Consider the following 13,914-nt stretch of genomic DNA (forward strand, 5'->3'; position numbering starts at 1 on the left):
GATGCTTATAGAACGCCGTACTTTATTAGTGGTTAAAGTGTTTAATTTTAACCTGCATAAATATTTTACTCATTCACTGCGCCTGATTTCCACTCCAATTGTGCTGCACAACTTCCGCACCCTGACTGGCCTCAGCGTCAATCGACACGATAAAACATAAATTTTTTTTCCTGTATCTTTCGGTTCGTTTTGTAACGAATTTAATAAATTCAACTAGTAACATTTACTCCATGAATAACTCCGGAATAACCACTTAAATGTGGCTTAAGATACAAACTGTAATATTGCTAATGTAATTTGGCCTTATCATTTAGTGTGGATCGCCGATTAGCAACTCGCCATCAGACTACTCTGGCATTATCATTTCTTTACATTTTATCTGTTTTAATCCTCGGTCCAGCTTAACAGTCGTGGATGTTTTATCGCTGCTGTCTTGATGCTTCTGGGCAATTATGCCTGCACGCGCTCACCATAACAGAGTAAAAAACCAGAAAACAATTAAAACCCGGAGTTAAAACCCACTAAATTACTTTAGCGTTGTTTATACCCCCTGAAATTGCCCCCCTCCCCCTTCGTTTGCACCAAAGGCGTGCACAACCCTTCAAAAGCGCTATCGCCAGGAGTACATTGTGCAGGTTGCGGTGTTCCACGGTAGGAACGCCCCCATCCCAGCAAAAGGCTCAACTTTTTATGTCCCCCATTGAGAAATCCAACAAACTGGACAACGTCTGCTATGACATTCGCGGCCCGGTGCTCAAAGAAGCTAAACGTCTTGAAGAAGAAGGCAATAAAGTCCTGAAACTGAACATCGGCAACCCAGCCCCGTTTGGTTTTGACGCCCCTGATGAAATCCTGGTCGACGTGATTCGCAATTTGCCCACGGCGCAAGGCTACTCTGATTCCAAAGGGCTCTTCTCGGCACGTAAAGCGATCATGCAGCACTACCAGGCGCGTAACATACGTGACATGACCGTTGAGGATATCTACATCGGCAATGGGGTTTCTGAACTGATCGTGCAATCCATGCAGGCGTTGCTGAACAGCGGTGACGAAATGCTGGTGCCGGCACCGGATTATCCGTTATGGACCGCCGCTGTCTCGCTGTCTGGCGGCAAGGCTGTGCATTATCTGTGTGATGAAGAAGCCGGTTGGTTCCCAGATCTGGATGACATCATCAGCAAAATCACCCCCCGCACTCGCGGTATTGTGATCATCAACCCGAATAACCCGACCGGCGCGGTATACAGCAAAGAACTGTTGGAACAGATTGTTGAGATCGCCCGTCAACACAACCTGATCATCTTCGCCGACGAGATTTACGACAAAATCCTGTATGACGAAGCCGAACACCATTCCATCGCCGCGCTGGCACCGGACTTGCTGACGGTGACTTTCAACGGGCTGTCTAAAACCTACCGCGTAGCCGGTTTCCGCCAGGGCTGGATGGTACTGAACGGGCCGAAGAAACACGCCAAGGGTTACATCGAAGGCCTGGAAATGCTGGCATCAATGCGCCTGTGTGCCAACGTGCCGATGCAGCATGCGATCCAAACGGCTTTGGGCGGCTATCAGAGCATCAGCGAATTCATTCAACCCGGTGGCCGTCTGTATGAACAGCGCAACCGCACCTGGGAACTGTTGAACGAGATCCCTGGCGTTTCCTGCGTGAAGCCTCAGGGTGCGCTGTACATGTTCCCTCGTATCGACGCTAAACGATTCAATATCCACGACGACCAGAAATTGGTACTGGACCTGCTGTTACAGGAAAAAGTGCTGCTGGTACAGGGGAGCGCCTTCAACTGGCCATATCCGGATCACGTGCGCATAGTGACCTTGCCACGTGTGGACGAGCTGGAAATGGCAGTAGGCAAACTGGGACGCTTCCTCGAAAGCTACCGTCAGTAAATGAGTAGACCCCGCTCAGGTAACCTCCAAACAGTCACTGAGCGGGAACGCTATCCCCGGCAGCCTAAAATAGGCTGCTCGTAGCAAGAAGGATATTTGCATAAGCCGCCATCACTGCTCACAATGGAGACCTCACTTGCCGTTGTAAAAGAGAGCACCATGAGCCAGAGCCACTTTTTTGCCCATCTGTCACGCTTGAAACTGATTAATCGCTGGCCGCTGATGCGCAATGTCCGTACCGAGAATGTTTCCGAACACAGTCTGCAGGTAGCGTTTGTCGCTCATGCGTTGGCCGTGATCAAAAACCGAAAGTTCAATGGCAACCTGAGCGCCGATCGCGTCGCCCTGCTGGCGATGTATCATGATGCCAGTGAAGTGATCACTGGTGACATGCCGACGCCGATCAAGTATTACAATCCACAGATCGCCCACGAATATAAGAAGATCGAAAAGATCGCCCAGCAGAAGTTGCTGGATATGATTCCCGCCGAGTTACGCAACGATTTCCGCTCCATTCTTGACGAGCACTATTACACTGAAGACGAAAAATTGGTGGTTAAGCAGGCAGATGCGCTCTGTGCCTACCTGAAATGTCTGGAGGAGTTGTCTGCCGGTAATAACGAATTCAAGCTGGCAAAAGCCCGGCTGGAAAAGACCCTGCAGCAGCGCAGCAGCCCGGAGATGGATTACTTCATGAATGTGTTTATTCCCAGTTTCAGCCTGTCCCTGGATGAAATCAGCCTGGACTCCTCCCTGTAACCTTCATGGCGCAGCACGCTGCGCCGTTAATTAAAAAGCATACAGCCACGGCACAATAATCACGCTGACCAACATCACCAGTAGTGTGAATGGCACGCCCATACGGACAAAATCACCAAACTTATAGTTCCCCGGTCCCAGCACCAAGGTATTCACCGGCGAAGAAACTGGCGTCATAAACGCAGCTGACGCGGCGATAGCGATAATCATCGCAAACGGGTACGGCGAGACACCCATTTCACGCGCAGCGGCAATAGCAATTGGTGCCATCAGTACAGCCGTCGCCGTGTTGGAGATAAACAGCCCGATAGTGGCACACAGTGCGAACAGACACACCAGCATGACCCGTGGTCCAGCACCACCGGAAACATCCATTAACCCGCGGACGATCAAGTCCACCCCGCCTGTTTTTTGCAGTGCCTGGGCGAACGGCATCATGCCGACAATCAAGATAATGCTCGGCCAATGAATCGACTTATAGGCACTTTCCATGTCGATACAGCGGAACTTTCCCATCAATAAACAGGCAATCAATGCGGCGATGGGATTGGGGATCTCATCAGTCAGCATCATGGCCACCATCAGCGCCAAACAGAACAACGCATGCGGTGCCTGGGTGATAGCCGGTGCTACCTCGTCGACCTCTGCCGGCAAATTGAGCACGATGAAATCATGGGTTTTTACCTGCAATTGACGAATGGCCTTCCAGTCACCGATCACCAGCAGGATATCGCCCAACGCTAGCGGTTCATCCACCAATTTACCCGGCAGCGTTTTACCATTGCGACGTATGCCGACCACGTTCAGATCGTAGCGACTGCGAAAGGTAGATTCACGCAGGCTTTTGCCCAACAGCGTTGAATCGGGGATTAACGACACTTCCGCCATACCCACGTTGCGTGATTGTTCGGAGAAGTAATCGCCGCGTAATACCATCGGCTCCAGTTGCTGATCACTGCAAAACTCGCGGAGATCCACCTGGCTGTCCGACATGTCGAGCAAAAGTACGTCCCCTTCACGCAGCTCGGTGCTGCCGGATGCGCTTACCATCACACGCCGAAAGCGTTTCCAACGTTCAATTCCCACCACGTTTGCGCCGTAGCGGGCGCGCAGATGCACTTCGTCGAGCGAGCGCCCCACCAGCGGAGACCCGTTACGGATAGCCAGCCGGCGCGCTCTGCCCGTCAGTTTATAGTCGCGGATAAGATCACGAAAAGTGCGACGCTGCCAGGTTTCGCGCGTTTTGTCACCGTCGTCATTGCTCAACCAGCGGCGAGCCACCAACATGTAGCCCACGCCCAACACCAGTACCGCTAACCCGACTGGCGTCACGCCGAAAAAACCAAAGCCGCTAATGCCCTCTCGCACCAATTCGCTGTTCACCACCATGTTTGGCGGCGTCGCCACCAGCGTCATCATGCCGCTAATCAGACCGGCAAAGCTCAGCGGCATCATCAACCTGCCCGGGGCAATTTTCATACGCGCCGCCACGCTAAGCACCACTGGAATAAAGATTGCCACCACGCCTGTCGAGCTCATGAACGCGCCCAGCCCGGCCACGGTGACCATCAGCAACATCAACATTTTGGTTTCACTGCTACCGGCAACTTTCACCAACCAGTCACCCACCTGATAAGCCACACCGGTGCGTACCAACCCCTCACCGATCACGAACAGCGCAGCAATCAGAATTACATTGGGGTCACTAAAGCCCACCGTAGCCTCAGACAAGGTCAATGTGCCGCTCAGCACAAAGGCGATGATCACCAGCAACGCCACGACGTCCATACGCAGCTTATTCGTGGTAAACAGCACAATGGCAATCAACAGTAAACTCAGCACCCACAGTAATTCGCTGTTCAAAACGGCCTCATCCGGCAGAGATATCCAAGGGCTTAAAAAATAGCATAAAAAAACCCCGCCGATGCGGGGTCTAATCAATTAGGGTGAAGATAGAGACCCTGGCGTTACGCCACCAGACGAATCTCCGCGCCCTGTTCCGTTTTGTGCACGGCGATCTGCTCAAGCGATGTCAGCAGCAAATCGACCTGATCCCGTTTTGGTGCATCGGCAGGTGCATTGACTGCAATCACCTGGCAACCCGCAGCCAAGCCAGAAAGAATACCGGCAGCAGCATCTTCAACCACAACGCAATCCTGCGGCGCCAAGCCGAGACGTTCAGCGCCCAACAGATACGCATCCGGCTGCGGTTTGCCATGTTTTACCTGTTCGGCAGTAATGAAAACTTCTGGCTCTGGCAACCCCCCTGCGCGACGGCGAGCGGTAGCGACCGGGATAGAGCCGGAGGTAACGATCGCCCACGGAATATCGAGTTGGTCCAACCGCGCCAGCAACGCCGCAGCCCCAGGCAGCGCAGTCACGCCATCGGTGTCCTGCGCTTCTACTTGCTCCAACAGCAAGAACTCTTGCTGAATAGCGGCCTCACTTTCACCCGGCATAAAGTGACGCAACGAGGTAATGGCCTGTTTACCGTGAATAAAATCCAGTACGTCCTTCGGATTAATGCCGCGGCGTGTGGCCCAATTGATCCAGGCGCGCTCTACCGCCGGCAGCGAATCCACCAACGTCCCATCAAGATCGAACAGAAAACCCTTACACTCCACAGGAAACCTCTTTTATTCAGGCATTGATAATTTGCGCTATCTCAACGGCGCTCAAATGATATTGGCGTGGGCATGACAGCCAGATCGCCAGCATACGCTGGTACTTTTCCCACATTTTGGTTTGGGCGTTAAAGCCGTGGCTGCCGGAATCGAAATGAGTATAACGCCCCTCGGTATTAACCAGGAAACGCACGTAGCTCAAATGACGTGCTTCGGTGGCAGCGTCAAAACCGAGAAACGCCAGTCGACGTGCCTCAATCCCCTGTTTTTCCTTCAGGTTATCCCAGGAAACCTGCAATGCATGGTGCATTTCCATCACATTGATAATGGTGCGGCACACGTCTTCGCTCATTTCACCAAAATCGCGGTCCAGTTCGCGCATCTGTAGGCCGAAACCGCGTTCGATAATGGTCTGCAGGCGACGGTAACGTTCAGCGTTATCCGGATCAAGCAGGGTCATCATCTTGTATTGGTTTGACAGGATTAGCCGTTGAGCGTGGGTCATTTCCATCATAATTTCCTCGATAAATTGCTTATGGTGGAAGCATCGCACAGCGCAATATCGCAGGAAATCACAACTCACCGGTTCTTTGATTTAAACCGGGGTTATTGGTCACAACAGTAAAAAGGCCGCTGAAGAATGCGGCCATTTTGATGTTACAGATCATCCAGGAAGGTTTTATCCAACTGCTTGAAGGCGCGTTTCAGCAGATCCGCCAATGCCTGATAGGTCGGCGTGCCTTCTACCGGCGCAACCGCCTGTCCGGCTTCCGTCAGCTTGTTACGCACTTCGTGGAACCATTGCAACAGCGTTGGCGGCAATGGTGTGATCGAACGACGACCTAACCACCACAAGCCTTGCATTGGCATGCTACAGGCGAACAATGCCGTGGCAATGGCCGGGCCTAACTGACCACCAAGGGCAATCTGCCAGGTCAGGGTAAACACCGCCAGCGGCGGCATAAAGCGGACGGCAAAACGGGTGGCACTCGCAACGCGATTCTCCGGAAAGACCGGAGCCAGACGTTTGTCTGACGGCCAGGTTTTCATATAATGCTGCCCGCGCTGGAATACCTGAAACCAGCTTACGGAACCGGACGGTTTGCTCGTCATCGCGTACCTCAACGTCACAAAGAAAAATAAGGGCACGGCAAACACAATACTAAAAAATTTGAAGCTTTAAATTTATTTTGTGTTTGCCTCAGGCTATCGGTATCCTAAGCCGGCCTTTTGGCCGGTAGAAGATGACAAGAATTCTGTCAACTTTTAGCCCTATAAAAATCAAGATTACTTAAACCGCAGAGAAATCATCGGTTTTTTCATCATCATGTGGTTTGTGCAATTCACATGATGTTAATCATAAATGTCAACGGCATTATGCGCTACGCTTGTTGTCTGATTGACGATTAATTCACCACGTGTTTTGGTCTTTCCTTTAACAACACGAACTATTTAAGTAGGTACTTCCATGTCGAGTAAGCTAGTACTGGTCCTTAACTGCGGCAGTTCTTCCCTGAAATTCGCTATCATCGATGCTGTCAACGGTGAAGAACACCTCTCCGGCTTAGCCGAATGTTTCCACCTGCCTGAGGCTCGCCTCAAGTGGAAGATGGACGGCGCCAAACATGAAGCTGCTCTGGGTGCCGGCGCTGCGCACAGCGAAGCACTGAACTACATTGTTAATACTATTCTGGCACAAAAACCGGAGCTTTCTGCACAGCTGACCGCTATCGGTCACCGTATTGTGCACGGCGGCGAGAAGTTTACCGCTTCTGCTGTAATCAATGACGATGTTCTGCAGGGTATCAAAGATGCCGTACCATTTGCACCACTGCATAACCCAGCGCACCTGATCGGTATCGCTGAAGCATTGAAATCCTTCCCTAAACTGGCTGATAAAAACGTTGCTGTGTTCGACACCGCGTTCCACCAGACCATGCCGGAAGAATCCTACCTGTACGCCCTGCCGTACAGCCTGTACCGTGACCACAGCGTTCGTCGCTATGGCGCACACGGCACCAGCCACTTCTACGTGACTCAAGAAGCAGCAAAAGCGCTGAACAAGCCTGTTGAAGAAGTTAACCTGATCACTTGCCACCTGGGCAACGGCGGTTCTGTAACTGCAGTGCGCAACGGTAAATGTGTTGATACCTCCATGGGTCTGACTCCACTGGAAGGCCTGGTGATGGGTACCCGCAGCGGTGACATCGATCCAGCCATCATCTTCCACCTGCATGACGCACTGGGCATGAGCGTTGATCAAATCAACAAAATGCTGACCAAAGAATCCGGCCTGCTGGGCCTGACTGAGGTCACCAGCGACTGCCGTTATGTCGAAGACAACTACGAAACCAAAGCCGATGCCAAACGTGCAATGGACGTATTCTGCCACCGTCTGGCCAAATACATCGGCGCTTACAGTGCACTGATGGATGGCCGTCTGGACGCGGTAATCTTCACCGGCGGTATCGGTGAAAACGCGGGCATGGTGCGTGAGCTGACCCTGGATAAACTGGGTCTGCTGGGCTTCGAGATTGACCACGAGCGCAACATGGCTGCTCGTTTCGGTAAATCCGGTGCCATCACCAAAGACGGCAGCCGCCTGGCGCTGGTTATCCCGACCAACGAAGAATTGGTCATCGCGCAAGACGCATCCCGTCTGACCGCGTAACGCTTTCCGACACCGTCAGCCCAGGCTGGCGGTGCTGTTTTAGCCTTCATACTTGAAGCCGCAGCCACGTTGACTGAACGCGTTCTCCCGGGTCATTTAGTTATCTAAACGCTCAGGGCCGCACGTGTTTACTGCCTGGCTGCAACTTCAACTATTTTGGCTATAGCCTCATGTTAAATCGTGAAGAGGACTATTCTGTGTCACGTACAATTATGTTGATCCCCACTGGCACCAGCGTCGGCCTGACCAGCGTCAGCCTGGGTGTCATCCGCTCCATGGAACAAAAAGGCGTTAGCCTGAGCGTGTTCAAACCTATCGCTCAGCCACGCACTGGCGGCGACTCGCTCGACCAAACCACCACCATCATCCGTAGCAGCAATTCCACGATTACAGCCGCTGAACCGCTGCGTATGAGCTACGTTGAAGGTTTGCTGAGCTCCAACCAGCAAGACGTGCTGATGGAAGAAATCGTGGCTCGCTACCACGAGAACACCAAAGATGCGGAAGTGGTGTTGATCGAAGGTCTGGTACCGACCCGTAAGCACCAGTTCGCCAATGCGCTGAACTATGAAATCGCCAAAACGCTGAATGCAGAAATCGTCTTCGTACTGGCGCTGGGCAACGATTCCCCAGCACAGCTGAAAGAACGCATTGAGTTGGCCCGCAGCAGCTTCGGCGGCAGCAAAAACAAAAATATCACCGGCGTGATCATCAATAAGCTTAATGCACCAGTTGATGAGCAGGGCCGTACCCGCCCTGACCTGTCCGAGATCTTCGACGATTCCACCAAGGCCAGCGTAACCAACGTTGACCCGGCGCAACTGTTCGCCAACAGCCCGCTGCCAGTATTGGGCTGTGTGCCGTGGAGCTTCGATCTGATTGCAACCCGTGCTATCGACATGGCCCGTCACCTGAAGGCCACTGTGGTCAATGAAGGCGACATCATGACCCGTCGCGTGAAGTCCGTGACCTTCTGTGCGCGCAGCATCCCGCACATGCTGGAACACTTCCGTCCGGGCTCACTGCTGGTCACTTCGGCAGACCGCCCTGACGTGTTGGTGTCCGCCTGTCTGGCAGCCATGAACGGCGTGGAAATCGGTGCCATTCTGCTGACCGGTGGCTATGCCATCGACGAACCGATTAGAAAACTGTGTGAACGTGCCTTCCAAACCGGCCTGCCGGTATTTATGGTCGACACCAACACCTGGCAGACCTCGCTCAGCCTGCAAAGCTTCAACCTCGAAGTGCCAGCGGACGACCACCAGCGCATCGAGAAAGTGCAGAACTACGTGGCCAGCCACATCAACGCCGAGTGGATCGAGTCTCTGACCGCCACCTCTGAGCGTTCACGTCGTCTGTCTCCACCAGCGTTCCGTTACGAGCTGACCGAACTGGCACGTAAAGCCGGCAAACGCATCGTGCTGCCTGAAGGCGATGAACCGCGTACCGTGAAAGCGGCAGCTATCTGTGCCGAACGTGGTATCGCAGAATGTGTGCTGTTGGGTAACCCGGAAGAGATCCAACGCGTTGCCGCCGCTCAGGGCGTTGAGCTGGGTAAAGGCATCGAGATTGTTGATCCGGTCGCTGTCCGTGAACAGTATGTGCCGCGTCTGGTTGAGCTGCGCAAGAGCAAGGGCATGACCGAAGTGGTTGCGCGCGAGCAACTGGAAGACAACGTGGTTCTCGGTACTCTGATGCTGGAGAAAGGCGAAGTCGATGGTCTGGTTTCTGGTGCGGTTCACACCACTGCCAACACCATCCGTCCACCGTTGCAGTTGATCAAAACCGCACCGGGCAGTTCATTGGTGTCCTCCGTGTTCTTCATGCTGCTGCCTGACCAGGTTCTGGTTTACGGCGACTGTGCGATCAACCCGGATCCAACCGCAGAGCAACTGTCTGAGATTGCTATTCAGTCAGCAGACTCCGCTGCCGCCTTCGGTATCGAACCACGCGTAGCAATGATCTCCTACTCTACCGGTAACTCCGGTGCGGGTAGTGACGTTGAGAAAGTGCGTGAAGCGACTCGTCTGGCACAGGAAAAACGTCCTGACCTGATCATCGATGGCCCGCTGCAATACGACGCCGCCATCATGGCTGACGTTGCGAAGTCCAAGGCGCCTAACTCGCCAGTTGCAGGCCAGGCCACCGTGTTCATCTTCCCTGACCTGAACACCGGTAACACCACCTACAAAGCAGTACAACGCTCTGCGGATCTGGTGTCCATCGGGCCAATGCTGCAAGGCATGCGCAAACCAGTGAATGACCTGTCGCGTGGCGCACTGGTAGACGACATTGTTTACACCGTCGCGCTGACCGCCATTCAGTCTTCTCAGGCTGATGCCGCAGCAATCAAAGCCTGATAATTCCTGAGTTATCAGATAAAAAAACCGGTCAATTGACCGGTTTTTTTTATTGCGAGAACACGTCAGGCGTTTTCGTCGGTATCACGCAGTGGTTTACCGTAGGCCTGTTCATTGTTGCGTGTCAGCCACAGCGACAGTGCTTTGAGTGAATCCGGTGTGAATTCGTCGCAGCGTGCAGTGATTTCTTCCGGCGTCAGCCAGCTCACCTCAACCACTTCTTCTTCCTGCAGAGCAAACGGACCATGGGAGACACAGCTGAACAGCGAGCCCCAAACCCGGCACTGTTCTTCTTCGAAGTAGAACAGCCCATGCTCGGCGAAAGGAACGCCAGCAATACCCAGCTCTTCTTCTGCCTCGCGGCGCGCAGAATCCAGCACATTCTCTCCGCTTTGCACTACGCCACCCGCAGTGGCGTCCAGCCAGCCCGGATAGAAATCTTTAATGTCGGTGCGACGCTGCACCAGAATTTTACCCATTCCATCATGCACCACAATATAGGTAGCACGATGACGCAGCCGTTGAGCACGCATCTGTTGGCGACTGGATTGAGCAATCACTTCGTTTTGCTCGTCGACGATATCAACCCACTCGGTATCTGCAGCCTGACCCTGTTCCGCCATCCTCTAAAACCTTCTATTTTGGCGCGATGCATCCCGCGCACTGGTTAATCAATGAGTGTTTTTCAAAGATTTTTATTGTGTGTGTATAAATTAGTGCGTTAATGCCACCTCTGCAACAGCCTTGCCGCTGTGCAACGTGACCACACTTAAAATGCCGTCCTCCAGTATGCCATAGCTGGCGGGAAAGCCCCCTTTCGGAATGCTGACCGACCCTGGATTAAAGCAGTAAATATCCCCCTGCCGCTCCGCCTGCGGTAAATGAGTGTGTCCATAAACCAGCACATCTCCGGCAGATAACGGCGGCAGTGCGGAAGGATGATAAAGGTGACCGTGGGTTAAAAACAATCGTCTTTTTTGCAATAGCACCTGCTGCCAAGACGCCGTGATAGGAAATGACAGTAACATCTGATCAACTTCACTATCACAGTTGCCGCGAACGGCGATGATCTTGTCGCTATAGCGATTCAAATGCTCAGCAACCTGCGCTGGCTGATATCCCGCGGGTAAGGCGTTTCGTGGCCCATGATTCAGCAAATCGCCCAGTAAGATCAGCCAATCGGCACCGCTTTGTTCAAAGCGATCCAGCACACTTTCGGTGGCGGGGAGTGAACCATGTATATCCGAGGCAAATATCAGCTTCATAACCTTGTCCTTGATAAGGAAATAAGCCCTATTTTAGCGCGCTGTCACTGCACGGCAAACCGCAGATTTACCTACGGAGAATTGTGAGGCATCTTGTGGAGATAGCATCAGACGAATCTCACATAGCCTGCTATTCTTAGCTGCTATTGTAGGTAATCCTATAGAAAGATCTCTGATATACCTTTGTGCGCGGCGAAGACCGCAACACCGTGTAATGACTTACAGATCACCTTACCGCAGGAGGCAACATGATTGACCTGTATTACGCGCCTACTCCAAATGGTCACAAGATTACCCTGTTTCTGGAGGAGGTTGGCTTACCCTACCGTATCCACCGCGTAAATATCAGCGCCGGCGATCAGTTCAAGCCGGAATTTCTGAGCATTTCACCCAACAACAAAATCCCGGCGATCGTCGACCAGCAACCGGTTGATGGCGGAGCCCCTATCAGCCTGTTCGAATCCGGTGAAATTCTGCTGTATTTGGCAGAGAAAACCGGCAAGCTACTGAGCAAAGGGCTACGCGAGCGCGCAGCTACGCTGCAGTGGCTGTTCTGGCAGGTGGCAGGATTTGGGCCGATGCTGGGACAGAATCACCATTTCAATCATTACGCGCCACAACCCGTCCCTTACGCCATTGAACGTTACCATCTGGAAACCAAACGCCTGTATGCCGTACTGGACGCCGAGCTGCAAAAGCATCCATACCTGGGTGGTGATAACTACAGCATCGCCGATATTGCGACTTATCCATGGGTAGTGTCACACCCCCGTCAGCGCATCGATCTGGCGGATTATCCGGCAGTGCGCAACTGGTTCGAACGTATCAGTAACCGCCCGGCAACCGAGCGTGCTTACAAACTGGCTGAACAGGGTTAAATTTCCGACTCCCCGTGCTCCGGGGAGTTTCCCTCGGCTCGTTATCTTTTCCTTACTTTCCGTGTATTCTGGGCGCAAATAATCAGACCTGTGGAGATTCTCTGATGTCATTTAGTCAACCCGACGCCATTATTCGTATAAAAAATCTGCGGTTGCGTACTTTCATCGGTATCAAGGAAGAAGAAATCAACAACCGTCAGGACATCCTGATTAACGTCATGATCCATTATCCGGCAGATAAAGCGCGCGACAGCGAAAACATTGACGATGCGCTCAACTACCGAACCATAACTAAAGCCATCATCCGGCATGTGGAAGATAACCGCTTTGCCCTACTGGAAAAATTAACTCAGGATGTGCTCGATATCGTGAAACAACACGCCTGGGTAACCTATGCTGAAGTGGAGATAGATAAACTATTGGCCCTGCGCTACGCCGACTCGGTTTCGATGACCATGAGCTATCGTCGGGCCTGAAACTACAGCTTCAGGGAGAATCGACCATGCGGATCCTGATCACCGGCGCCACAGGATTGATAGGGAGCAGCCTGACACAGCGGCTGCTGGGCCTTTCTCACCAAATTACGGTGTTAAGCCGCAACGTGCAGCACGCGCGTGAACGGTTTGGCGAACAAGTCGATTACTGGTCAACGCTGCAAGATAAACCCTCACTGGAGGGTTTTGACGCCGTAATTAACCTGGCCGGTGAGCCGATCGCCGACAAGCGCTGGAGCAAGGCACAGAAAGAACGCCTGTGTCACAGCCGTTGGGATCTGACCGAGCAGTTAGCAAAGCTGATTAATGCTAGCAGCACGCCGCCCAGCGTGCTGATTTCCGGCTCCGCAACCGGCTACTATGGCGATCAGGACCAGGCGGTCGTCACCGAAGACGAAGTCCCGCATGACGAATTCACCCATATGCTGTGTCAACGCTGGGAGTCATTGGCACTCCAGGCACAAAGCAATACCACCCGGGTATGTCTGCTGCGCACTGGTGTCGTCCTGGCAGCCAAAGGCGGTGCACTGGCGAAAATGCTTCCCCCCTTCCGTCTCGGGCTCGGTGGGCCAATGGGCACGGGTCGCCAATATCTGCCGTGGATCCATCTGGATGACATGATTAACGGCATTATTTATTTACTGGATCATCAGACCCTGCAAGGGCCGTTCAATATGGTCGCCCCTTATCCCGTTCATAACGAGCAGTTTGCCGCTCAACTCGCTAACGTACTCGATCGACCGGCGTTTTTGCGTGTGCCGGCATTCGCCCTGCGTTTATTAATGGGAGAAGCGGCGGTATTGGTATTGGGGGGACAACGCGCAGTGCCGAAACGTCTGGAAGAAGCCGGTTTTAGTTTCCGTTTTTTGGAGCTGGAACAGGCATTGGATGATGTTATCAATCAGCGGCTAGTCGATCGCTGAGGATCTTGTAGGGGCCGGAGAGATCCGCCCCCTAC

Annotated in this window: 13 protein-coding genes; 7 read left to right on the top strand and 6 right to left on the bottom strand. The window is 52.9% G+C overall.

Annotated features, from left to right (window positions below; genetic code table 11):
• Positions 1-690 precede the first annotated feature (690 nt).
• Together SGBXF1_RS16740 and yfbR are read left to right on the top strand one after the other, a co-directional pair.
• Complete coding sequence (locus tag SGBXF1_RS16740; RefSeq protein ID WP_037421000.1) at positions 691-1,905, top strand: pyridoxal phosphate-dependent aminotransferase; 1,215 nt, start codon at positions 691-693, stop codon at positions 1,903-1,905.
• Between the two features lie 159 nt (positions 1,906-2,064).
• The gene (yfbR, locus tag SGBXF1_RS16745) at positions 2,065-2,664 is read left to right on the top strand and encodes a 5'-deoxynucleotidase (RefSeq protein ID WP_037421003.1); all 600 of its coding nucleotides are present in this window, start codon (positions 2,065-2,067) and stop codon (positions 2,662-2,664) included.
• Between the two features lie 30 nt (positions 2,665-2,694).
• On the opposite strand, the gene SGBXF1_RS16750 is transcribed toward yfbR, so the two are convergent.
• From SGBXF1_RS16750 to yfbV, 4 genes are all read right to left on the bottom strand, one after another.
• Complete coding sequence (locus SGBXF1_RS16750) at positions 2,695-4,527, bottom strand: SLC13 family permease (RefSeq protein WP_238320979.1); 1,833 nt, start codon at positions 4,525-4,527, stop codon at positions 2,695-2,697.
• 104 nt (positions 4,528-4,631) lie between these two features.
• A complete protein-coding gene (locus SGBXF1_RS16755) occupies positions 4,632-5,288 on the bottom strand; it encodes a sugar phosphatase (protein ID WP_186427215.1) in 657 nt (218 codons plus the stop codon).
• Positions 5,289-5,304: 16 nt separating this feature from the next.
• The gene (locus tag SGBXF1_RS16760) at positions 5,305-5,799 is read right to left on the bottom strand and encodes a YfbU family protein (RefSeq protein WP_037421009.1); all 495 of its coding nucleotides are present in this window, start codon (positions 5,797-5,799) and stop codon (positions 5,305-5,307) included.
• A gap of 146 nt (positions 5,800-5,945) precedes the next feature.
• Positions 5,946-6,401, bottom strand: coding sequence for a terminus macrodomain insulation protein YfbV (gene yfbV / locus SGBXF1_RS16765; RefSeq protein WP_037421013.1), 456 nt, complete (start codon positions 6,399-6,401; stop codon positions 5,946-5,948).
• A 355-nt stretch (positions 6,402-6,756) separates the two neighbouring features.
• On the opposite strand from yfbV, the gene ackA reads away from it, so the two are divergent.
• Together ackA and pta are read left to right on the top strand one after the other, a co-directional pair.
• Positions 6,757-7,959: an acetate kinase gene (ackA, locus tag SGBXF1_RS16770; protein WP_037421017.1), complete on the top strand. Its 1,203-nt coding sequence runs from the start codon at positions 6,757-6,759 to the stop codon at positions 7,957-7,959.
• Between the two features lie 197 nt (positions 7,960-8,156).
• Positions 8,157-10,319 carry a phosphate acetyltransferase gene (pta, locus tag SGBXF1_RS16775; RefSeq protein WP_037421075.1) on the top strand — a complete coding sequence of 721 codons (2,163 nt, stop codon included), beginning with the start codon at positions 8,157-8,159 and terminating at the stop codon, positions 10,317-10,319.
• Between the two features lie 65 nt (positions 10,320-10,384).
• Here pta and yfcD read toward each other — a convergent pair whose 3' ends face one another.
• Entirely contained in the window at positions 10,385-10,942 is a 558-nt protein-coding gene (yfcD, locus tag SGBXF1_RS16780) for an NUDIX hydrolase YfcD (protein WP_186427216.1), read from the bottom strand.
• Positions 10,943-11,032: 90 nt separating this feature from the next.
• The gene (yfcE, locus tag SGBXF1_RS16785; RefSeq protein ID WP_130381494.1) at positions 11,033-11,584 is read right to left on the bottom strand and encodes a phosphodiesterase; all 552 of its coding nucleotides are present in this window, start codon (positions 11,582-11,584) and stop codon (positions 11,033-11,035) included.
• Positions 11,585-11,832: 248 nt separating this feature from the next.
• On the opposite strand from yfcE, the gene yfcG reads away from it, so the two are divergent.
• From yfcG to SGBXF1_RS16800, 3 genes are all read left to right on the top strand, one after another.
• A complete protein-coding gene (yfcG, locus tag SGBXF1_RS16790; protein ID WP_037421025.1) occupies positions 11,833-12,462 on the top strand; it encodes a GSH-dependent disulfide bond oxidoreductase in 630 nt (209 codons plus the stop codon).
• 104 nt (positions 12,463-12,566) lie between these two features.
• Positions 12,567-12,938 carry a dihydroneopterin triphosphate 2'-epimerase gene (gene folX, locus SGBXF1_RS16795; RefSeq protein ID WP_037421028.1) on the top strand — a complete coding sequence of 124 codons (372 nt, stop codon included), beginning with the start codon at positions 12,567-12,569 and terminating at the stop codon, positions 12,936-12,938.
• 26 nt (positions 12,939-12,964) lie between these two features.
• A complete protein-coding gene (locus tag SGBXF1_RS16800; protein WP_186427217.1) occupies positions 12,965-13,879 on the top strand; it encodes a TIGR01777 family oxidoreductase in 915 nt (304 codons plus the stop codon).
• Positions 13,880-13,914 lie beyond the last annotated feature (35 nt).

Origin of the sequence: Serratia grimesii (assembly GCF_900186025.1) — a bacterium.
Lineage (GTDB): Bacteria > Pseudomonadota > Gammaproteobacteria > Enterobacterales > Enterobacteriaceae > Serratia > Serratia grimesii.